Below are 21,292 nucleotides of genomic sequence, written 5' to 3'. Positions count from 1 at the left end.
GTACCTCAAACCGGAGGTTTCTCGAGGGATTGTTCCTGCGCTGCATCGCGTATCTGAGCCTGATGCGTACGGGTTTCCTGTACATAATGATCGATGAGTACGGGTAACAGCTCTGAGTTAGTATCTTTGATGATTTGCTGCAGGGTGGCTTCGTCAAGTAACAGAGGCTCCTTGTCACCGGCCAAAATAGTGTGTGCAGGTTCAACCTGGTGCTGATCTGAGCCAGCGTCATCAGAGACCAGGGTCAGCGCTGTTCGAAGCGTAGAATCAGACATGGTCTCGTCATTCTCACGGTTCTCTTCAATATCAGGTTGGTCCTCTTCGCACGGAATATAACGGTTTAGCACATCTATTAATTTGGCCAGGCTGACGGGCTTGGCAAGATAGTCGGTCATTCCGGCCTTGAGAAATTTCTCTTTGTCACCGGTGAGCGCATGTGCGGTAAAGGCAATCACAGGCAGTGAGGCTTTATTGCTGTCGGGCAGGTTACGTATCTCCGCGCAGGCTGTCAGACCATCCATCTGTGGCATGGATACGTCCATAAACACGATGTCATAGTGGTGTTGTCTGACTTTATCGAGTGCTTCAAGACCGTTATCAACAATGTCGGTATAAGGCGTAATGGTGCGGAACAAATTCCGTATGACCATTTGGTTCGCCTTGTTATCTTCGGCGACCAAAACCCTGGCTTCTTTGCAACAGGAAGAGAGCACTGCCGGCGGCTGGTGTTCGGATTCAAACTCCGCTTCACTGCACAGTTCAAAGGGAAGGGAGAAGGTGAAACAGCTGCCGATGCCCTCGATGCTGTCTACTTTTATGTCGCCGTCCATCATGTTCAGCAGTCGTTTACAGATTGCAAGGCCCAAACCTGAACCGCCGTGCGTGCGGGTAAAACTGCTGTCGGCCATCGTAAATTCATCGAACAGGTAAGGCTGATCGTCGGCCTTGATACCGATGCCGGTATCTTTCACCTGGCACTCAAGCACGAAACGTTGTTCGGGCAGAGGGCGTGAGCGCAGAGAGACGGATACTTTGCCTTGCGGAGTGAACTTGAGGGCATTTCCGACCAAATTAAGCAAAATTTGTTTATAACGGTTGCGATCACCAATCACATAACGGGGTACATCATCGATATCAGCAATCAAGCTCAGGCCGGTCTGTTCTGCGAGGGGCTGCATGCTGTTCAGTACGGTTGTGGTCGCTTGCCTGAGGTCAAACGCCTCGCGTTCTATTTCAAGGTTATTGGCTTCCATGCGCGAAAAGTCGAGGATGTTATTGATCAGCGCAAGCATCAGGTTGCCAGATTCACGAGCAGTATCCACCAGTGTTTTCTGCTCAGGCTTGAGAGAGGTCTGCTTAAGCGCTGTCAGCAAGCCTAGTACGCCGTTCATCGGGGTACGGATTTCATGCGACATGGAGGCAAGAAAGCGCGATTTGGATTGGTTGGCATGTTCGGCTTCTTCACGCGCCTGCTGTAGTTCCTGATAACTCTCTTGCAAACTTTTCGACATACTGTCAAACGCGCTGGCGACCTGACCGAGTTCGTCATTTTGCTTGAGGTTGATTTGATAGCCCGGACCTTTTTGTTTAACCGTTTTCGCGGCATCACGCAGACGAACCAGATTGCGGGTCAGGTAAGTGCCGAGGAAAAATGAAAACATACCAACCAGAATCACTTCCAGAGAAGCGATGCCGATGATGGCCCGTCGCGCCTGACTTAGGGTACTGTGAATGGCTGTGGTGGTAAATCCCAGCTCAATATGGCCGTAAATTATGCCGTCGATTTTGATGTTGACGGATGTATTGATGATGTCCTGTTGCAGTGGCTTCTGCTCTTCATCCGGATCGATATTCTCGCTCAGAGAAATGTCTCCGCCTGAAGCAAGAAGCCGGTTACGCCGGATGACTTTGGCGTAAACAACGTCTTCCAGCAGCATAATCTCATGCACCATATCATCTAAGGTAGCCAGGTCAGTCGAAATTACTGCATCCTTGACTGCATGGGCAAACATGGTCGCCGTGGCGTGCGCACGCTGGGTCAGTTGACGCCGGTTGGAGTCATCGAGAAAAGTTAGCGCGCTGACAACCAGAATTACCAAGAGTACGACTTCTATCAGCGCAATTCCGATAATCGTTTTAGCACGAAATTTAAGCATAGGCATCCGGTCCCGTCGGCTTGATTAACGCTTAATCCTGGGAGAGTAAGTCAATATTGAGTGCTCGAAACGTCGTCCCAGTCTTTATTATCCGCTGCGACAAAACCTTTTAATTTGAGCGGTGTCAATAATGGTTGATCGAGCGGGTTACTATCCATCTGGAGCAAATAAGTCTGAACTTGTCGGGATAACTTCGGGTCGACATTTGGGTTAGCCGCAATAGCATGGGGAGTAAAGCCTTTGGTCGACCATAGCGGCACCAGTTGTTGTCTGATCTCTTCAGGCATTGCGTTAAAGGTGCGCATGACGCCGCCACCGGCGGGGTAAATGCCACGTGCTACAGACAGATAAACGGAATCATGTGACGAGACATAAACCGGATTAAAGTCGACGCCGTTATCATGCAGGTGACTACGGGTCAGAATGCTGGCTGCAAAAGCTGCAGGCGACGGAAAGGCCAAATCATGGCCGCTGAGCTGACTCAGTTCGGTAATGTTACTGTCTTTTCGTACGACGATGATGCCGTTGATCTGTTTGTCTTTAGCACGTACCAAAGCCTGGTAACCCGGTTTTTTATTGTAAACAGTGAAATGGTAGGGATTCATATAAGCAAAGCTGTATTCACCTTGCTTAAGGCGGGCTTCAAAAGTAGGGATGTCAGGTGCGGTGACAAAGATAATCTCTTCACCGACATACTCACTCATCGCCTCCACAATTGGCCCCCATTGCTTGGCGAGACGACTGACCGACTGCTGAGGCACAACGCCAAAGGTTAGTGGTGCCGCTACAGTTAACGCAGGTAACAGAACTGCGACCAGCAACATAGCCCGGATACAGTGTATTTTTGCAACGAGGTTGGTCACAACTTTGTTCGCTACAATGTTGTTCGCTATAACGATGTTCTTCACAACTGTGCTCTTCACAACTATGCCTCTCACAACGATGTCCCTCACAAGTTTGCTTCTATCCACGAGCGTTATCCTGATTTAGTCAACAGTTCTTTCAATATTATGTTTCCTTTCAAGATGTTGTATTTTTTAGTCTAGAAGATGTTATTAAATATGCTATCGCCCGAAAGTATAAATATATAGTCATATCACGTTGTTGCATTAAGATATTCGTTGTTCATCACACGAGCGTTAAGACGCTCTTTCCAACGTTTGGGCAGCAAAGGGATTCGGTTGATTTCACGACAAATCTCATTAGCCAGCGTCGGTTTGTCACGGCAGTTCAGTACTGTCCCCAACAAACTGATGTTGGCTTGTTGCAGGAGTTCCATGGCTGCCTGAACCTGCAGAGTACTTGTGTGTCCGGCCATCACGACCAAAATGGCGCCGTCACAGGCACCTGCAATGCACTGAGCCGGTATATTGTTGCGGTTTACGTTGAGCAGGGGTGAGGTGTCCACGACGACACGTTCATATTGACCCAGCCAGGTTTGCATTGCTTTATTCAAAAAGTCCGGACGTTTGTAGACCAAGCTATCCGCCGTCTCTTTCGGAACAGTTATTCCGGTAAAGCAGCGCAGAGACTCATTGTGTTGTAACCAGTTTGGCTGGTCACTGCTCAGTTCAGCAGCCATAAAACCAGGATGAAACAAGTTGAGATCCACCAGAGCGGTTCGGTAGCCTGCCAGCAGATAACGTTCAGTCAACGCCATCGTCAGGGCGGTTACGCCTTCATCAGTCTGACAGGACGTAAGGCAGATAGAGCGGCAATGGTTGAGTTCGGCGTTCAGATAGATCTGTTCAACCTCGGCGTGAGTTGCTGGAATCGTCATCATAATGCTCCTATCAAAGCAACCGTGGTTGCCATTTGGAAAATGTCTTTCAGACCTGTACGCAGTTTGGATGCCAGGCTATCGCTTTGATCAGGTATATAAACAGTATCTCCGGCTCGCAGTACGGGCAGGTTGCGCAGGTTGGCACTTTTACTGAAAGCGATTAAATCGAAGGTGCGGGCCTGATTCTGGCAACAGGACACGTTGACGATAGTAATTTTCTCCAGATAGGCCGATTCACGCGGGCCGCCGGCCTGAGCCAGTAAATCAAGAATGGTCATGGTGTCATCAAACTGATAGCGCCCCGGTTGATTAACTGCTCCCAGAACACGGATGGTGCTCTCTTTGGAACGCTCGAGCCAGTTACGATCTTTCTCTGGAATATAAATGGTGTCGCCACGTTTGACTTTAGGCAGCAGGCTTTCATCGCCGGTTTCAAAGTACATTGACAAATTGAGTTTACTGACTCTGGCATAGCTTTTGTCGCGGTGAGTCACGCGGATATTATGAATGTCAGCCTGGCCGGTCGGGCCGTCAGCGGCAGACAAGATATCGAGAAAGTGCATTTCATCGGTAAAACGATAACGACCGGGGGCATTAACCTGACCAAACACATAAATCGAGCTGTCCGAGCTTTGACGTACCCACTGTGATTTGTTGTCTGAGGGATCCTGGGGCAGATCATGGACGCGGATAATGGCACCGGCGGCAATACGTGGCAGGGTATGACGCGGAGCACCGTTCTGGATGAACTGGTCGAGATTAAAACGTTGCATGCGCTGGTCGCCGGATGAGGCCACAATTTCGATACGGGTGGTATCGGCACGCAGGGTCGGGCCGCCGACATGAGCCAGTAGATCCATCAGATTCATTTCGTCAGACCATTCAACCCGTCCGGGGCGAGTGACCTCACCGAACACGCTGACGGCGCGATCCGGGGTGACTTTCAGCCAGGATTTTTCGTTCATATCAAGTTTTTCCGGAACAAAAATAGCGTCCCCGGAGTTGATTACGGGTAAAGGAACCGTGCTGCTGCCTTCTGTGTAGGCGACCATGTCGAAGCGAACAACCTCGCCTCCGGCTTTGATGATTCGAATCTGGCGTGATTCGGCAAAGCGGGTCGGACCTCCGGCATTGGCAAGGATATCCATGAAGCTCGCGCCGGGCTTGCCTTCATAGGCTCCGGGTATGGCCACTTCTCCCATCACGTACACCACGTTAGCGCCGGCTTTAATTTCCTCTTCCTGTTTAGGCACAAATACTGTCGATCCCGGTTTTAGTGTCGGTAGTAAGGCGCTGTCGCCACTGTCGAGATACTTTTTGAGATTAAACAGGGTCGGCGTGTTGTCTGAAATAATGCGAATCTGCTCTACGCTGGCATAGCGGGTGACGCCGCCGGAGCGCATCAGAATATCGACCAGGTTTGTGTTGGGTTTGAAGGAAAATGAGCCCGGTGCATTGACCTCACCAAATACTTTAATTGAGGTTGCACCACTGGCGCTGTCACCGGCGTTGGCTAGTGCGGTTGGATTAAACTCCTGCTCAATGTTACCGACCAGTGGTGAGGCGGGTACAAACAAGGTGTCCATTGAGCGCAGTTCCGGCAGCGTGTCATCGTCACCGGTTTCCAGGAAGGCTTTATAGTCGAACACGGTGACGCTCTTGCCTCGTTTGAGCTGAATTTTGTCCAGTTGCGCCCCGGAAACGGATACCTCCGGCAGACGTGAAGGCCTCCTGAATGGTGGTATTCTGATCAAGAACTTTTTCACCCGGCTTCTCGACATAGCCAAGCACATTAATGATCAGCTGCTTGCGGGCAATGAATACTTCCAGGTTATTCAGATCGCGATAAATTTCACCCAGGCGCAGCGATACCTCTTTGAACAGTTGTTCTTCGGTATAACCTGCTACAAAAACCGAACCGGACTCAGGCAACTTGATTGCGCCACGGCGATCGACCAGAAACCCTTGATTGAGCTGTGCTTCGCCAGGCAGGTTGACCTGAATCATGTCACCGACGGCAACAAAGCGCTGCTGAGTACTGGAGAAAGTGGGCATGCTGAGCATCATACATAGCGCCAGCAGCAGTAATCTGTATAGAGCTTGAGGTTTCATTGTATACCTCCGGCGTGAGTTGAAATCGGGTGGGTCTGATACGAGCTTGTTTGGGTTGCGTCTGATTGTGAGTCATTGCGTTGTGTGATTACTTCGACACTCACGCGGCGATTGGTGAGCATAACGCCTGGTGTATTACCCTCGAACAGCGGTAAACGTTCGCCAAGTGAATGGGTGACAATACGCTGCGCAGACAGGCCGAAAATGGTCAGGTAACGTTTCACCTGATTAGCCCGGTCGAGTGCTAAGCGGTCGTTGTACTCTTGCGTGCCATCGGCGTCGGCATGGCCGGTGACCGCCAGATTAAGGTGCGGATGTTGTTTGAGGATCTGCGCCGCCTGAGCCAGATGACCCATGTATTTCGGATTGATTTCAGCCGAGTTGTGCGCGAATTGATTGTCGGCATTGAGCAGATCAATCAGGGACTTTACTGCGTCCAAACCAGTAAACGCGCTGTTGGCCTGATGAGACTGACCGTTTGGCGGCAGACACTCTGCCTGACTGGTGACGTAATCGAGTTGCTGTTCGAGTTTGCTCAGTGCTTTACGCTGGATAGCGATGTCATTGGCCGCATCCAGATGTAAACCACCTTCGAGTTCACGTGCAATGCGCTGCTGGCGAATATTGAGCTGCAGCACTGAAGCGGGGAAACACCATCTTGCGCCTTCCTGAACCAGCATATCCAAATGCAGTTTAGCGATTTGCCAGTCGAAGCGCAGACCGTGTTCGGGGCCAAGAGGTTCATCAGGTAAAACGGGAGAAAAGTCGGCACTCAGAGTCTGCTCGGCCATTCCGCCCTTGCCGTAGGGCGGAAAGCTGCTGCAACCCGTACTCAGTGCGAGTGTTAAAGCCAGAATGAGGGGCAGGTGTAATCTTAGCATGACTTCTCTCCCATCAGGGGTTCACTGCGAAACGGTGACTTTCAGCCAGCCTTGCGGCTTAGCTGTTTCGAATTAATCGGAATCGCATGACCAATTCGCAACAGGGTAAAAATCTCCAGCGGCTGGCCACTCACGTTTTCAATCCGCATACGGCGGTTATTCGCGACCAGGCGTTTATAGAGGTAAACGATGGCGCCGATACCGGATGAGTCGAGGAAGGTAACATTAGAAAGATCGACTTCCACATCTCTGAAATCAGGGTTGGAAATCACTTTATCGAGCAGGGGCAGGGCTTTTTGGCTGCCGTCTGCGTCGAGATTGCCGGAAAAAAGCAGGGTTAAAGTCGTGTCATCAAAATTATTCGTATGCAGTCCCATCATCAATCTCCTTATGTTGGCCTATTGTGCCTTTGGGGTTGATGGGAGTAATACAGATAGCATGCCAGAAAAATAAATTCATAAATTCAATGGCTTGTGTTGTTTCTGAACCTTGGCGTCAAAATGAAAAACAGGCTCGGTCAAATTGAGAATCAATCTGCAACAGTCAACGAAGATTGTTGTGACGTATCAAACCAGCACGGCAGGGAAGAGTTGAGGGTAATGTGACGCTGAAAATAAAAAGGGCATTCATCAGAATGCCCTTAAATTTTTGTATTATTGGCGGCTTTTAACGCCTAATTCCGGACTCAGGCCTCGGTGGTCTGCTCCTGAGGAGCCGGTTTCCTGAGCGGATGGCTCTTCTTTTGGCAGCTCTACAAACACCTGAGTTGGTTTTGCAATCAGGCTGCGGTTCTCCTGGTTTACTTCATTCAGGATAACTTCCAGCGTATCACCGAGTTTAAACACCACTTCTTTATCAACCGATACGGTGCCTTGCTCGCCGTTACATTCCAGACGCTGTTTGTTGTCCAGAATCAGGCCGCCAGGAATAAAGGCAGCTGCGCCATTTTCCAGCAGACGTACACGCATACCTGCGCGGTTGATGTCAAAGATCTCGGCCGTGAAGCGAGTGCCTTTGGCCGGCTCTTCAGCCAGAGTGCGAGCGTACAGCCAGTCAGCGACATTACGTTCGGCAATCTTGTGGTGCTTACGATGCAGTGCCAGCTCTTCACCAACGGTTTCGTCAGGTTTTTGTACCGACTCTTTACCCAGGATGTGAGCCTTCAGCATACGATGGTTGATCATATCGCCGTATTTACGGATCGGTGATGTCCAAGTCGCGTACACGTCCAGACCCATAGCGAAATGTGGCAGCGGTTCGTTGCCGATTTCACTGTAGCTCTGACTCTTACGGATACGGTTATCCAGGTAAGCGGTTTCCTGAGCAGACAACCAACGGCGCAGCGCGGCGAAGCCTTCTACCGTTGCCACGTTTTCGGCATCAATTTCAGCGCCGTGCTCGTTCATCAGCTCCACAACGTCGGCCAGTTTCTCTGGTTTGAAGCCTGCGTGAGTGTTGAACACGCCGGTACCAAACGAAGCCTGCAGCGTTTTACCGGCACAGATGTTGGCAGTGATCATGGATTCTTCAACCAGGCGGTTGGCTGTGCGACGTGAATCCGCGTGAATCGCGATAACATCGTTGTCTTCACTCAGCTCAAAGCGGTAATCCGGACGATCCGGGAACACCACAGCGTGGGTTTCACGCCAGTTAGCACGTGCCTGAGCAAAAGCGTGCAGATCGCGCACAACGGCGGCGATAGTGTCGTTTGGCTGCCATGCTTCGCTGCTGCCGTTTTCCAGCCAGTCTGATACGTGATCGTAAACCAGACGAGCGTGCGATTTGATGTTGGCAGCAAAGAAGCGGATGTCATCGCCAATCACGCCATCTTTATCTACTGTCACACTGCAGCACAGCGCAGGACGTACCTGGTTTTCAATCAGAGAGCAAAGCTCGTCAGCCAGATCGCGCGGCAGCATCGGAATGTTGCGGCCCGGCAGATAAATAGTAAAGCCACGCTCACGCGCTACTTTGTCCATGTTATCTTCCGGCGTGATGTACGCAGTCGGATCCGCAATCGCAATGGTCAGCTCAAAGCTGCCGTTGTCCAGTTGCTTGGCGTACAGGGCGTCATCCATATCTTTAGTGGACTCGCCGTCGATGGTCACTAAAGGCATGTCGGTCAGGTCGACACGCTCCAGATCTGCATCATCTTTCAGTTGCCAGTCATCAATACCGGCCGGTTTCGCTGTTTGGCAGGTCGTTTTCTGCCAGCGTTACCCACCATGGTGCAATTTTGTCGTCGGCATCAGTGATTTTTTCGGAGATTTCAACAAAGAAACCGTTGTCACCTTTTAACGGGTGACGAGTCAGATGAGCGACAACCCAGTCGCCTTCTTTGAACAGCTCCGGGTTGAGGCCTTTTTTCGTTTTGGCTTTGAGCGGCGTTTTCTTCAGTTGCGGGTGATCCGGTGCAACGTTCAGTTTGCCTTTGTGCAGTTGCACACGGCCAATGAAGCGCGTCAGAGACTGTTCGACCAGCTCTTGCGGCTCTGCTACTTCACGCTCTTTTTCAGTGCGGATGATAGCCACGACTTTATCGCCATGCATACATTTCTTCATGTACGGAGGCGGGATAAAGAAACTGGTTTTGCTGTCGACTTCAAGGAAACCAAAACCTTTATCAGTGGCTTTGATCTGACCTTCTTTCTTCGGCAGGTTTTCTTGGATTTGTTGTTTGAGTTGGGCTAGTAGCGGATTATCTTGAAACATCTTATTTCTATCTGACTCGGTTGATAGGGCACACTATAATCATTGCTATGGCTGATTACTACCGAAAACGTGCCTTTCGCACCGATTTACATGGTCTGGCGTGGTGCAAAAATGAACGAATTGGTTGCAAATGAGACGATTAGCGCACGAGTTGTCGAGCGTTTTATCACTACAGGGAAATTTATGTGATGAATTTCAATTTTTTGTAGCTTTTTTTATGCATTTAGGGAATAATCCGCCTCCCTTAGATGTCCCTAGTGGCTTGTTGCTTTTTAATACTTGTCCTCATCTGAATGGAATCAGCAACTGAACGGAATCAGCAACTTCTTGGATTGGTTGGAATGGTAAAGCACGTGGGACCTAGTTATTCATTATTTTAGTGGGATCCCCATGCAAGAAAACGTCATTCAATTTAGTGACTTAGCACTTAACAGTGCCATCCTTTCCGCCCTTAACGAAATGGGCTTTGTTTCTCCGACTCCAATTCAGGCTGCTGCAATTCCTTTGCTTCTGGAAGGCCGCGATGCTCTGGGTAAAGCGCAAACCGGTACTGGTAAAACAGCTGCATTCTCTCTGCCTCTGCTCAACAAACTGGATCTGTCACAACATAAGCCACAGGCTATTGTGATGGCACCAACTCGTGAACTGGCTATCCAGGTTGCGGCAGAAGTGAAAAACCTTGGCCAAAACATCAAAGGCCTGAAAGTTCTTGAGATCTACGGTGGTGCATCTATCGTTGATCAAATGCGTGCTCTTAAATCAGGTGCTCACATCGTTGTGGGTACTCCTGGCCGTGTTAAAGATCTGATTACTCGTGAACGCCTGCACCTGGACGAATGTCATACTTTCGTTCTGGATGAAGCGGACGAAATGCTGAAAATGGGCTTCGTTGACGATGTAACCTGGATCATGGAGCAAGCTCCTGAAACAGCACAGCGCGTTCTGTTCTCTGCAACCATGCCTCCAATGGTTAAAGACATCGTTGACCGCTTCCTGCGTGAACCAGCGCGTGTTGACGTTGCAGGTTCTAACCAGACTGTTGCTAAAGTAGAGCAGCAATTCTGGGTAGTGAAGGGCGTAGAGAAAGACGAAGCAATGGCTCGTCTGCTTGAAACCGAAGAAACTGACGCATCTATCGTATTCGTACGTACTCGTCAGGATACCGAGCGCCTGGCTGACTGGCTGTGTGCACGTGGCTTTAAAGCAGCGGCACTGCACGGCGATATCCCTCAGTCACTACGTGAGCGTACTGTTGACCACATCAAACAAGGTGTGATTGATATTCTGGTTGCTACTGACGTTGTTGCTCGTGGTCTGGACGTGCCGCGTATCACGCACGTATTTAACTACGACATCCCGTTCGATGTAGAGTCTTACATTCACCGTATCGGTCGTACTGGCCGTGCTGGTCGTAAAGGTAAAGCGATCCTGCTGGTTCGCACTAACCAGATCCGCATGCTGCGTACTATCGAGCGCGTGACTCGTTCTTCAATGGAAGAAATTCAACTGCCACACCGTGACAAGGTTGCTGAAGCACGCCTGAGCATGCTGGCAGTAGAACTGGAAGCAGAGAAAGAGCACACTTCTCTGGAGAAATTCGCTGAGCTGGTTGAAAAACTGCAAGCTTCTCTGGAAATTGATGCAACGACTCTGGCTGCTATCCTGCTGAAACGTCAGCAAGGTAAGCGTCCGCTGTTCTACGTTGGTGAAGACCCAATGCTGGAAGCGCTTGAGCGTGACAAGCTGCGTCGTCGTGAGCGTCGTGAGAATGGCGATCGCGGTGAGCGTGGTGGCCGTCGTGAATTCACGAACACTGAATGGGATACATACCAGCTGCAAGTTGGCCGTGACCAAGGTGTTCAGGTTAAAGACATCGTTGGCGCACTGGCAAACGAACTGGGTCTGACCAAAGGTTCTATCGGTGCGATCAAACTGGCTCAGGGCCATACGTTCGTACAGCTGCCTAAGAGCATGACCAGCGAAGTAAGTTCTAAACTGCGTAAACTGCGTATCCGTCAGAAAGAAGTGGGTGCGGTAGTTTGTGATTTTGATGACTTCCGTGAGTCTCGTGGTCGCCGTGAAGGCGGTAACGGTGGCGGTCGTCGTGACGGTGGTTTCCGTGGTAACCGTGAAGGCGGTAACGGTGCTCGTCGCGAAGGTGGTGGTTACCGTGGTAACCGCGAAGGCAGCCGTGAAGGTGGCAACCGTCGTGAAGGTGGTGAACGTCGCTTTGATCGCAACCGTGGTGGCGATGACCGTGGTAACTACCGTGGTGAACGTGGTCACAGCCGTCGTCGTAACGACGCATAATCAGCACTTATCAGCTGTTAAGTTTGCATAAAAAGTCCGGGGCCTTGCTCCGGACTTTTTTTTTGCCTGTACAAAATGGTTGAGGGGATTTGTAGCGACAATCGTTGCTAATGGGTAGGTTGCTACTGAGTAGTCTGCTACTGATAGGCTGTTGCAGATAAGGTAATGCAGACAAGATGCAGATAGGATTCAGTCAGCAGGCCAGCGCGGCAGATGCTGCGAGAGGATAGTACGCCAACCCGGTTGGTGAAGGCTGGCGCGTTAATTCAGGTTTGATTGATCTTTTCAGCACGCATCGGGTGCTTTAGTGATACTGCTGTTTGTCCAATAGCCAATTTTGTTTAGTAGCTACGCCTGGTTAATAACTATGTCTGTTTAATAGCAACGCCTGGTTAATAGCCATGTCTGTTTAATACTCACGTCTGCTTAATATTTAACGCTTCTGAATGCCCAGCGGTCGGTTTAGGACGCGGCGTCAAGCTTGCTGAGCATAACGCTGAAATTGTCTTTTGCGACAGGTGGTGAATAGAAATAGCCCTGAATAAGCTGGCAGCCTTGCTGAGTAAAAAACTGAAGCTGCTGTGCTGTCTCGACACCTTCTACCACAATGACCAGAGAGAGGTCGTGCGCCATCTTGATGATGGTTGAGGTCAGATTGGCCTGCTCTTGGTTCTCCGTTACATGCATGACAAAGCTGCGATCAATTTTTAATGTATCACACGGCATTTTTGACAGATAAGAGAGCGATGAGTAGCCAGTCCCAAAGTCATCGATGGCCAGACTGACACCGAGTGTCTTAATTTGAGCAAGCAGATTAAGCGCATCGTTTTTACGCTCAATGTAGGCTGATTCTGTCAGTTCCAGCTCAAGCTTAACGGCCGGAAATCCGGAGCTGGCTAAAACTCGCTGCAGGGTAGCGGCAAAATGACCAAAGCGTAACTGATGGGCTGAAACATTCACCGACATCTTATCCAGTCTATATCCCTCAGCCAGCCACAGCGCAGCATCCGAGCAGGCTCGCTCCAATACATAATCGCCCAGCTTCTCAATCAGTCCGGTCTCTTCTGCGACTGGCACAAACTCGGCAGGGGAAATCCAGCCCAGATCTTCATCATGCCAGCGTGCTAACGCTTCTGCGCCAATCAACTGCTGGTGAGTAGTGTTATATTGCGGCTGATAGTAAACCTGCACCAGATGCTGCTCTAATGCGGCTTTAAGCTTGGTACTCAGCAGCAACTTGCGTTGGCTCTGCTGAGTCAGTCTGTCTTCATAGATGGCGTAAGTACCGCGCTGGTTACGCTTCGCTTCATACATGGCGGCATCTGCTTCCTGGAACATATCGCGATGTTCCCCATTGGCCTGCAAACTGACACCTAAGGTGGCTGAAATGAATACCGAGGTATTATTGCCAATCAGGATGGCGCGCGTCATCTGCTGCTGAATGTCAGCAATGATGGTCCGGATCTGATTGATGTCGTTGTCTTTCACCAACAACGCGAATTCATCGCCGCCTGTACGGTGCAGAATCGATTCAAGCTGCGCGTTTGTGCTGAGTGAAGCGAGCAGGCGATAGGCGACCTGCACCAGCACTTTGTCGCCGGCAGTGTGGCCGTAACTGTCGTTGACATCCTTGAAATGGTCCAGGTCGATGACAACCAGAGTTGCCGGACAACCTTCGACCCCGGCCAACTGTGTGTCGAGCACACGGCGGTTAGGCAACTGAGTCAACTGGTCATGGGTCGCCAGATGATTCAACTGATTCTGGATGCGCTTCTGCTCGTCGATGTTAACCAGCGAAAAAACATAGGTGGCCATCGTTGCCTGGTTTGAATGCACTTTAGTGACTGAAAGCAGGCCCTGATTCTGGCATTCCGGCCCGAAGATAACTTCACTCCGCCAGTCGTCCCATAACAGCTCGTTTAAGGGCAGAGGTTGCTCGTTCGCGTAAAACAGGCTGGCGGCGGAAATTTTAGCCAGTTTCTGCACTGTGATTATGGATGCTAACCATGTGGCAGAATGCTTCATTCGCTTGCAGCAGTTGGCCGCTGCCACTGACGATCGCTAAGCCTTCGTTCGAATTATGGAATACAGTTGCCGCCTGTTTCAGTTCATGGTCTTTCTCCGACATTTCTTCCATTAACTGAGCACTGGTTTTGAACATCAGATTCCAGCGAAAGCTGTCGGACTCAAGATAGTGGATAAAAGACTGACGTTTAAACAGGGCAAACAGCAGGATTGGGATACTGAATGCACTGGCGGTCAGTAGTTTACCGTCCAGGTTACCAACGATGACAGAAACGATATGGTCGTTGTAACCAAACGCGATCAGCGGGAATAAGATGCCATCAGCCGCCAGTACCCCAATAAACAGCGCGATATAGAGCAGGGTGGTGGTCACATGACTGAGATTAAGCCGCTTGAGTTGCTCAAAAGCAAACAGCAGCACAAACAGCTCACTGATGATCAGCACTCCGCCCAGAATGATAAAAGGCGTTGAAACGGCGAACAGGTCGGGCGAAATATTATGCGGATTGATAATGCCATCGCTGAGCAGGCTTTTTTCCGCCAGCATGGAAAACGACACTTTAAACACGTCGACCACGATGACCAGGCGAATCAGATGGCGCAGGATAAGGAGATCTTTCTCAATTAAAACAAATAACACCGACGTCATCATCAGCGCGCCATAACACAGACTGCCACCGGAGACTTCTATTCCCGGCGCCAGGGACAATGAGTAGACATTACCGAAAAAACCGCCGATCAGCAGAACCAGAGAAATATAGATGTAAAACGAAACTCGGCGCAATGGCCCTTGCTGAGTAAGAAAATAAAGTGGAAACAGCGAAAAAAGTGTTACCTGAAGAGCGAAGAGTCCGAGCATGAACGTAGGGTCTACCTGTCATATTTTGAAGGTTCGAACTTTAGTGTAGTTTGTTTTAAAGTCAACTCGGTTAACCCTATATCAGGTTATTGTTCAGAATTTGATACGGATTGCATAATGGGTACGCTGACAGTGGATGTTGGTGCTCAGCTTTACCTGAATAGCAGGGGGCCATCCAGGCCCGAATGACAGATGACAATAGGATGAAATTGGTGCTTAACCGCAGAATATCATTGAGATTTCATCTGTATTAGTTAGAATGCTTTTTTCGTGCTCAGGCTGGTGCATCCGTATTTGTGCCAAAATGTGTACTCAAAGTTTTAAAGTTCGCGTGCTTGGATTTATTATTTATTGATTTTAAAGCACAAAATTCAAACAAGTGTTGCTTGGTATGCAACACCACTGTAGGGATATATCATGCCTATTATTACTCTTCCTGACGGCAGTCAGCGTCAATTTGACAACCCGGTTTCTACTTTTGAAGTTGCCCAATCTATTGGTCCTGGTCTGGCGAAAGCGACCATTGCCGGCCGTGTAGATGGCGTACGTGTTGATGCGTGCGATCTGATCGAAAACGATGCGAGCCTTGAAATCATCACCACCAAAGATGAAGTAGACGGTCTGGAAATTGTTCGTCACTCTTGTGCTCACCTGCTTGGCCATGCGCTGAAGCAGCTGTACCCACAAGCAAAAATGGCGATTGGTCCAACCATCGACAGCGGTTTTTACTACGATATCGACCTGGAAGAATCTCTGTCTCAGGAAGATCTGGAAAAGATCGAAGCTCGCATGCTGGAACTGGCAAAGACCAAATATCAGGTTGTGAAAAAGAAAGTCAGCTGGCAGGAAGCGCGTGATACGTTTGAAGCGCGTCAGGAACCATACAAGATGGAAATCCTGGACCAAAACGTAGCTCGTGATGACCGTCCTGGTCTTTACCACCATGAAGAATACATCGACATGTGTCGCGGTCCTCACGTACCGAACATGGGTTTCTGTCAGAACTTCAAGCTGCTGAACATCGCTGGTGCTTACTGGCGCGGCGACAGCAACAACAAGATGCTGCAACGTATCTACGGTACGGCTTTCCATGACAAGAAGGCGCTGAAAGCGCACCTGACTCGTCTGGAAGAAGCGGCTAAACGTGACCACCGTAAGATCGGTAAGCAACTTGACCTGTTCCACATGCAGCAAGAAGCACCGGGTATGGTGTTCTGGCACCACAATGGCTGGTCTATTTTCCGTGACCTGGAAGTTTTCGTTCGTCAAAAACTGACTGAGTACGATTATCAGGAAGTGAAAGGCCCTCTGATGATGGACCGCGTTTCTGTGGGAACGTTCAGGTCACTGGGATAAATACGCAGAGGCGATGTTTACTACCCATTCAGAGAACCGTGACTACGCAATTAAGCCAATGAACTGTCCTGGCCACGTACAGATCTTTAACCAAGGTCTGAAATCGTACCGTGACCTGCCGCTGCGTATGGCGGAATTCGGTTCATGTCACCGTAACGAGCCATCGGGTTCACTGCACGGCATTATGCGTGTGCGTGGCTTTACTCAGGATGACGCGCACATTTTCTGTACTGAAGATCAGATTCAGCAGGAAGTGACGTCGTGCATCAAGATGGTTTACGATACATACACCACTTTTGGTTTTGAAAACATCGCAGTAAAACTGTCTACTCGCCCTGAAAAGCGCGTGGGTAGCGATGAAATCTGGGATAAATCTGAAGAAGCACTGAAACATTCTCTGGAAGCAATGGACATTGCTTACGAGATTCAAGAGGGTGAAGGCGCGTTCTACGGACCTAAGATTGAATTTACTTTGTATGATTGTCTTGACCGTGCGTGGCAATGTGGTACTGTGCAGCTCGATTTCAACCTGCCAACTCGATTGGGCGCGACTTACGTCGGCGAAAACAATGAGCGTTTGGTTCCGGTTATGATTCACCGAGCTATTTTGGGCTCTCTGGAACGCTTCATTGGTATTCTTATCGAAGAATACGCAGGTTTCTTCCCGACCTGGCTGGCACCAGAACAGGCTGTTGTTGTGAATATTACCGACAAACAATCTGATTACGCTCAAGAAGTGGCCCAAAAGCTACAAAAATGTGGCATTCGCGCAAAAGCGGACTTGAGAAATGAGAAGATTGGCTTTAAAATTCGCGAACACACTCTGAAGCGTGTACCGTACATGTTAGTTTGTGGTGACCAAGAAATGGAAGCCGGTGAAATTGCAGTACGTACTCGTAAAGGTAAAGATCTTGGTAAGTTTAAACTGGATGACTTCGTATCTTATATCCAGACCGAGATTGCTAGCCGTAAGTTAAATCTGGAGGAATAAACTATTAAAGGCGGAAGACGTGGCCAAGTACCGGCCAAACAAAACCAGCACCGTTTAAACGGTGAAATTCGTGGCGTTCGTGAAGTACGTTTAACAGGCGCTGACGGTGAATCTGTTGGTATCGTTTCGATCCAAGAAGCACTAGCAGCGGCCGAAGAAGCTGGTATGGATCTTGTAGAGATCAGCCCTAACGCCGAGCCACCAGTCTGTCGTGTGATGGACTATGGCAAGTTCCTCTTCGAAAAGAGTAAAGCTCAGAAAGAGCAGAAGAAGAAGCAAAAGCAGATCCAGATTAAGGAAGTTAAATTCCGTCCTGGGACTGATATTGGAGACTATCAGGTAAAACTACGCAACCTGACTGGTTTCCTTGAAGAAGGCAACAAAGTGAAAGTAACTATTCGCTTCCGTGGCCGAGAGATGGCACACCAAGACATCGGTGTTGACGTTCTGAACCGACTAAAAGAAGACACGGCAGAAATTGCTGTTGTGGAATCTTTCCCGTCGCGTATTGAAGGTCGTCAGATGATCATGGTGCTAGCCCCTAAGAAGAAGTAATTAACGGCTTACAAGTAATTGACCTGGCCGTCCCCGTAAGGGTAAGACGGTAGGGTTTTATTCGCCCTGATTACGTTGTTTATTAAACTACTACAATGCGGAGTTATTCATCATGCCTAAGATGAAAACCAACAAAGGTGCTGCTAAGCGTTTCAAGAAAACTGCTGGTGGTATTAAGTACAAGCACGCTACTAAACGTCACATCCTGACTAAGCGTACTACTAAGAACAAGCGTCAGCTACGTCCAAATGCAATCCTTCCTAAATGTGAAGTGGCTGCAGTAATCCGTATGCTGCCATACGCTTAATTCTTTTTAGTTTATTTATCGTTTAGTTTAGGAGAGACATAATGCCTCGCGTAAAACGTGGTGTACAAGCTCGTGCACGTCATAAGAAAGTTCTGAAACAAGCTAAAGGTTACTACGGTGCACGTTCACGTGTTTACCGCGTAGCTTTCCAAGCAGTTACTAAAGCTGGTCAATACGCTTACCGTGACCGTCGCAACAAGAAACGTCAATTCCGTCAACTGTGGATTGCACGTATCAACGCGGCTTCTCGTCAAAATGGTCTATCTTACAGCCGTTTCATCAACGGTCTTAAGAAAGCATCTATCGAGATCGACCGTAAGATTCTTGCTGACATCGCAGTATTCGACAAAGCAGCATTTGCTGTTCTTGTAGAAAAAGCGAAAGCTGCTCTGTAATTAGCAGTTCAGGTTTAAGAGAAGGAGAGCTTATGCTCTCCTTTTTTATATCTGCTGATCCCTGATTCGTCGTCAATAATGTACGAATACCTGCCTTTAGCCGGAAAATATCTCATGAGTGAAGCTCAACCGAATAACCCTCTGCACGGGTTAACTCTGGAAAAAATTTTAGTACAACTGGTCGAACATTACGGTTGGCCGGAGCTGTATGAACAAGTCAATATCAACTGCTTTTACAACTCACCATCCATCAAGTCATCACTGAAGTTTTTACGTAAAACTCAGTGGGCGCGTGATAAAGTTGAAGCCTTATATATCGATACCTTTTGCTGTTCTTAAAGGTCAGCTGCTAAAGGTAAGCAGGTAAAGGTAAGTCGATAAAAGTAAGCAGGCCGTGAAACTAGGGAGAATAGAGTGGTTAACGATATATACGAACAGATGTGGCAGCAGTTTACTGACGCTTTGAGCAGCAATTCGTATCAATGCGACCCTTATCTGAATGGTCTGCCGGACACGCGGCGTGGTATCACCGCTCTGGCTTATTTAGCGGACAACAGCCCGGATGTTGCGGCTCGGGTCGGTCAGTTTCTTGATCACATTAGTCACCACGAGCCACAACAATACTATTATCCGACTGATGAACTGCATGTTACCTTGCTGTCGGTTATCTCTTGCCTGCAAGGTTTTCAGCTCAGCGACATAAACCCGCAAGCCTACATAGAAGTGTTTCATCGCGCTTTGCGCGGCCTCGATCCGATTCAGCTAGAACTGCGCGGCGTGACGGCATCGCCTTCATGCATCGTCATTCAAGGTTACCCGGTTGGTAATGAGTTAGACATTCTGCGCCAAAGATTAAGGGACGGTCTGCAGGCTTCCGGTCTTCAAACCAGCATTGATGCCCGCTATAAGCTGGTTACTGCTCATCTGACGGCGATGCGATTTCGTCAGCCTTTACAGAATCCGCAGCAGTTGCAGGCGCTGTGTGCTGAGTATCGCAGCTACCCGTTTGGCTCAGTGATGTTGAATCAGTGCGATTTAGTATTTAACAACTGGTATCAGACTCTCGCAGAGACTCATCATTTGTCCAGGTATTGTTTGGACAGTCAGCCTTCGTATTCTAGGACGGATTGTGAATCCAGGCTGGATTATTAATCGTTGCAGCGTGCGGCTCGATGCCGTTATCACATGAGCCATTGTGATCACAAACTCTGTTTAGTTATTGTTTTCATAATTAACACCATTTCTTTTCATAAAAAGAACAATTCTGCTCACTGCCGCGTATACAGTACTAAGATTCATCTATTAAACCCATAACAACAAATAGAGTTTGAAATGAAAAACTATCTACTGATCGCAATGGTATCTTTTACACTTTTTGGTTGTCAGCTGACTCGAGTTGAAGGCCGGGTAGACGATGTCGATGTTAGAGTCGGCTCAGATGGCAGACATCATGATGGTCACGGCCAATTCTGTCCTCCGGGTCAGGCTAAAAAAGGCAACTGCTAATCCGGACTGCCGGAAACGACGCACCAGACGCCAGTCATTTTCTGGTTTCTGCTGTGGGTCTTTTAAAGTAAATACCTGTCACGCACTGCCATCATGGTGGTGCGTTTTGCTATCTGTCGTTTGGGATCACATCGATGTGAATACTATCGGCTATACCTTACTTAGTGCTGAAATGGCTTAGTACTGAAATGGTTTAGTGCTGAAGCGGGTTGAGTGTCGAAATAGTTTCGCGGTGACGTGGAGTAAAGAATGTTGAGGTGAAGGAGCGCGTTAAAATAGTGGCGAGGTAAATAAGGCAATATCAGCTACTGGGCGGTACTTCTGCACGCTGATATTGCCTGGAAAGTCTTCATTATCTGAGATTTTAATGGAACCTCAGTGCTTTGTGGATATCTGCAGGCTGATTGGAGTGCAGCGTTAAACGGTTGAGCGTCGTTGCTACACTGAGCCGAAACAGGTACCGGGAAGGGGAGGTCGGGCACTATTCTGTACTATGCGCTGATCACCACGTTTTTGTTTTCATCGGTATACAGGCTTGCCTGGTTACGTTGAATTAACTGTGCGGCGTATGAAGGAGAAACCGCATGCAGCTGGCCTTTAAGATGTAACGCTGGTGTTTCCCATGCATCGTCTTTGTACATACCAGTCTGTGTATATTGAATCAATATTTTCATAAAACTTCCTCTGAATCGTTATTTTTATGCTGAGCCTCACACTTTGCGGGCTTGCTTTTACAATATTGCGTTTTTGTTGGTTGTGCATCTGTTAAAAATGAAACATTATTTTTACCGATTAGCCGTCGTTGGATTGGAACTTTTGCGCCATGATAACGTGCTTCAATTTTACGTTACCCTTCACTCAGGCATCACATGACGTGCTTCGCCAGGTGCATCTCAAAGGAATAGAAGATTATGCAGTTTCCGATTCACGCCTCCTGCCAATGTGGTCAGGTTACTTATCAGTTACACGCAGCACCGATGAAAGTCATGGCTTGTCACTGTAAAGAGTGCCAGAAATTATCGACCGCACCGTACAGTATTACGGCCCTTGTTGCGGCAAAAGATATTGAATTTAATGGTGAAATGACGGAATGGGGTCGAATTGCCGAAAGTGGTAATCATAATTTAGGTTTCTCCTGCGTCCGCTGCAGCAATCGCATTTATCACCTCAATCCGGCTCAGCCGGAGGTCATCAAGCTCAAGTTACGCCCGGTTGATCTTGAAGATGATCGTTTATTCGAACCAACTGCACATGTGTGGGTAAGTGAGAAAATGAGCTGGCTGACTTTGCCGTCAGGCGTAGCGGTTTTTGATAAGCAGTCTTGAGTTTCTGATGATGGAGCCT

Annotated in this window: 16 protein-coding genes and 3 pseudogenes; 9 read left to right on the top strand and 10 right to left on the bottom strand. The window is 48.9% G+C overall.

Annotated features, from left to right (window positions below; all coding sequences use genetic code 11):
- Window positions 1-5: 5 nt before the first annotated feature.
- From ABDK09_03165 to rnb, 7 genes and pseudogenes are all read right to left on the bottom strand, one after another.
- Window positions 6-2,156: an ATP-binding protein gene (locus tag ABDK09_03165; GenBank protein ID XAW88355.1), complete on the bottom strand. Its 2,151-nt coding sequence runs from the start codon at window positions 2,154-2,156 to the stop codon at window positions 6-8.
- 50 nt (window positions 2,157-2,206) lie between these two features.
- Window positions 2,207-3,064, bottom strand: coding sequence for a phosphate/phosphite/phosphonate ABC transporter substrate-binding protein (locus ABDK09_03160; protein XAW88354.1), 858 nt, complete (start codon window positions 3,062-3,064; stop codon window positions 2,207-2,209).
- Window positions 3,065-3,252: 188 nt separating this feature from the next.
- Window positions 3,253-3,936: a chromosome partitioning protein ParA gene (locus tag ABDK09_03155; protein ID XAW88446.1), complete on the bottom strand. Its 684-nt coding sequence runs from the start codon at window positions 3,934-3,936 to the stop codon at window positions 3,253-3,255.
- A pseudogene (locus ABDK09_03150) lies at window positions 3,936-6,006 on the bottom strand (SLBB domain-containing protein). The gene ABDK09_03155 and the pseudogene ABDK09_03150 overlap by 1 nt, the downstream one beginning before the upstream one ends.
- Before the next feature lie 41 nt (window positions 6,007-6,047).
- On the bottom strand, window positions 6,048-6,932 hold the full coding sequence (locus ABDK09_03145) for an OmpA family protein (protein XAW88353.1): 885 nt from the start codon (window positions 6,930-6,932) through the stop codon (window positions 6,048-6,050).
- 41 nt (window positions 6,933-6,973) lie between these two features.
- On the bottom strand, window positions 6,974-7,309 hold the full coding sequence (locus ABDK09_03140; protein XAW88445.1) for an STAS domain-containing protein: 336 nt from the start codon (window positions 7,307-7,309) through the stop codon (window positions 6,974-6,976).
- Between the two features lie 276 nt (window positions 7,310-7,585).
- Window positions 7,586-9,644: pseudogene (gene rnb / locus ABDK09_03135) on the bottom strand (exoribonuclease II).
- A 390-nt stretch (window positions 9,645-10,034) separates the two neighbouring features.
- Here rnb and ABDK09_03130 point away from each other — a divergent pair.
- Window positions 10,035-11,954, top strand: a complete 1,920-nt coding sequence (locus ABDK09_03130; protein XAW88352.1) for a DEAD/DEAH box helicase — start codon at window positions 10,035-10,037, stop codon at window positions 11,952-11,954.
- A gap of 462 nt (window positions 11,955-12,416) precedes the next feature.
- On the opposite strand, the gene ABDK09_03125 is transcribed toward ABDK09_03130, so the two are convergent.
- Entirely contained in the window at window positions 12,417-13,940 is a 1,524-nt protein-coding gene (locus ABDK09_03125) for a bifunctional diguanylate cyclase/phosphodiesterase (GenBank protein XAW88351.1), read from the bottom strand.
- Complete coding sequence (locus ABDK09_03120; GenBank protein XAW88350.1) at window positions 13,924-14,763, bottom strand: hypothetical protein; 840 nt, start codon at window positions 14,761-14,763, stop codon at window positions 13,924-13,926. Before ABDK09_03120 ends, ABDK09_03125 begins: the two co-directional genes overlap by 17 nt.
- 492 nt (window positions 14,764-15,255) lie before the next feature.
- Here ABDK09_03120 and thrS point away from each other — a divergent pair.
- The 7 genes and pseudogenes from thrS (at window position 15,256) to ABDK09_03085 (ending at window position 19,948) form a co-directional block, all read left to right on the top strand.
- Window positions 15,256-17,185: pseudogene (gene thrS / locus ABDK09_03115) on the top strand (threonine--tRNA ligase).
- Window positions 17,186-17,188: 3 nt separating this feature from the next.
- Window positions 17,189-17,740: a translation initiation factor IF-3 gene (infC, locus tag ABDK09_03110; GenBank protein XAW88444.1), complete on the top strand. Its 552-nt coding sequence runs from the start codon at window positions 17,189-17,191 to the stop codon at window positions 17,738-17,740.
- Window positions 17,741-17,852: 112 nt separating this feature from the next.
- On the top strand, window positions 17,853-18,047 hold the full coding sequence (gene rpmI / locus ABDK09_03105; protein XAW88349.1) for a 50S ribosomal protein L35: 195 nt from the start codon (window positions 17,853-17,855) through the stop codon (window positions 18,045-18,047).
- A 41-nt stretch (window positions 18,048-18,088) separates the two neighbouring features.
- Complete coding sequence (gene rplT, locus ABDK09_03100; protein XAW88348.1) at window positions 18,089-18,442, top strand: 50S ribosomal protein L20; 354 nt, start codon at window positions 18,089-18,091, stop codon at window positions 18,440-18,442.
- A gap of 114 nt (window positions 18,443-18,556) precedes the next feature.
- The gene (locus ABDK09_03095; GenBank protein ID XAW88347.1) at window positions 18,557-18,781 is read left to right on the top strand and encodes a VF530 family protein; all 225 of its coding nucleotides are present in this window, start codon (window positions 18,557-18,559) and stop codon (window positions 18,779-18,781) included.
- A 75-nt stretch (window positions 18,782-18,856) separates the two neighbouring features.
- On the top strand, window positions 18,857-19,594 hold the full coding sequence (locus ABDK09_03090) for a 2'-5' RNA ligase family protein (protein XAW88346.1): 738 nt from the start codon (window positions 18,857-18,859) through the stop codon (window positions 19,592-19,594).
- Between the two features lie 180 nt (window positions 19,595-19,774).
- Complete coding sequence (locus ABDK09_03085) at window positions 19,775-19,948, top strand: hypothetical protein (GenBank protein XAW88345.1); 174 nt, start codon at window positions 19,775-19,777, stop codon at window positions 19,946-19,948.
- 491 nt (window positions 19,949-20,439) lie between these two features.
- Here the strand turns inward: ABDK09_03085 and ABDK09_03080 are convergent, their stop codons facing one another.
- Window positions 20,440-20,622 carry a hypothetical protein gene (locus tag ABDK09_03080; protein ID XAW88344.1) on the bottom strand — a complete coding sequence of 61 codons (183 nt, stop codon included), beginning with the start codon at window positions 20,620-20,622 and terminating at the stop codon, window positions 20,440-20,442.
- 237 nt (window positions 20,623-20,859) lie between these two features.
- Between ABDK09_03080 and ABDK09_03075 the strand changes: the two genes are divergently transcribed.
- Window positions 20,860-21,273 (top strand): GFA family protein, encoded by a 414-nt coding sequence (locus ABDK09_03075; GenBank protein ID XAW88343.1) that lies wholly within the window; start codon window positions 20,860-20,862, stop codon window positions 21,271-21,273.
- The last annotated feature ends 19 nt before the right edge of the window (window positions 21,274-21,292 follow it).

Origin of the sequence: Vibrio sp. CDRSL-10 TSBA (assembly GCA_039696685.1) — a bacterium.
Classification (GTDB): Bacteria; Pseudomonadota; Gammaproteobacteria; order Enterobacterales; family Vibrionaceae; genus Vibrio.
The sequence above is the reverse complement of the archived record's forward strand: the minus strand, read 5'-3'. Positions and strand labels throughout refer to the sequence as shown.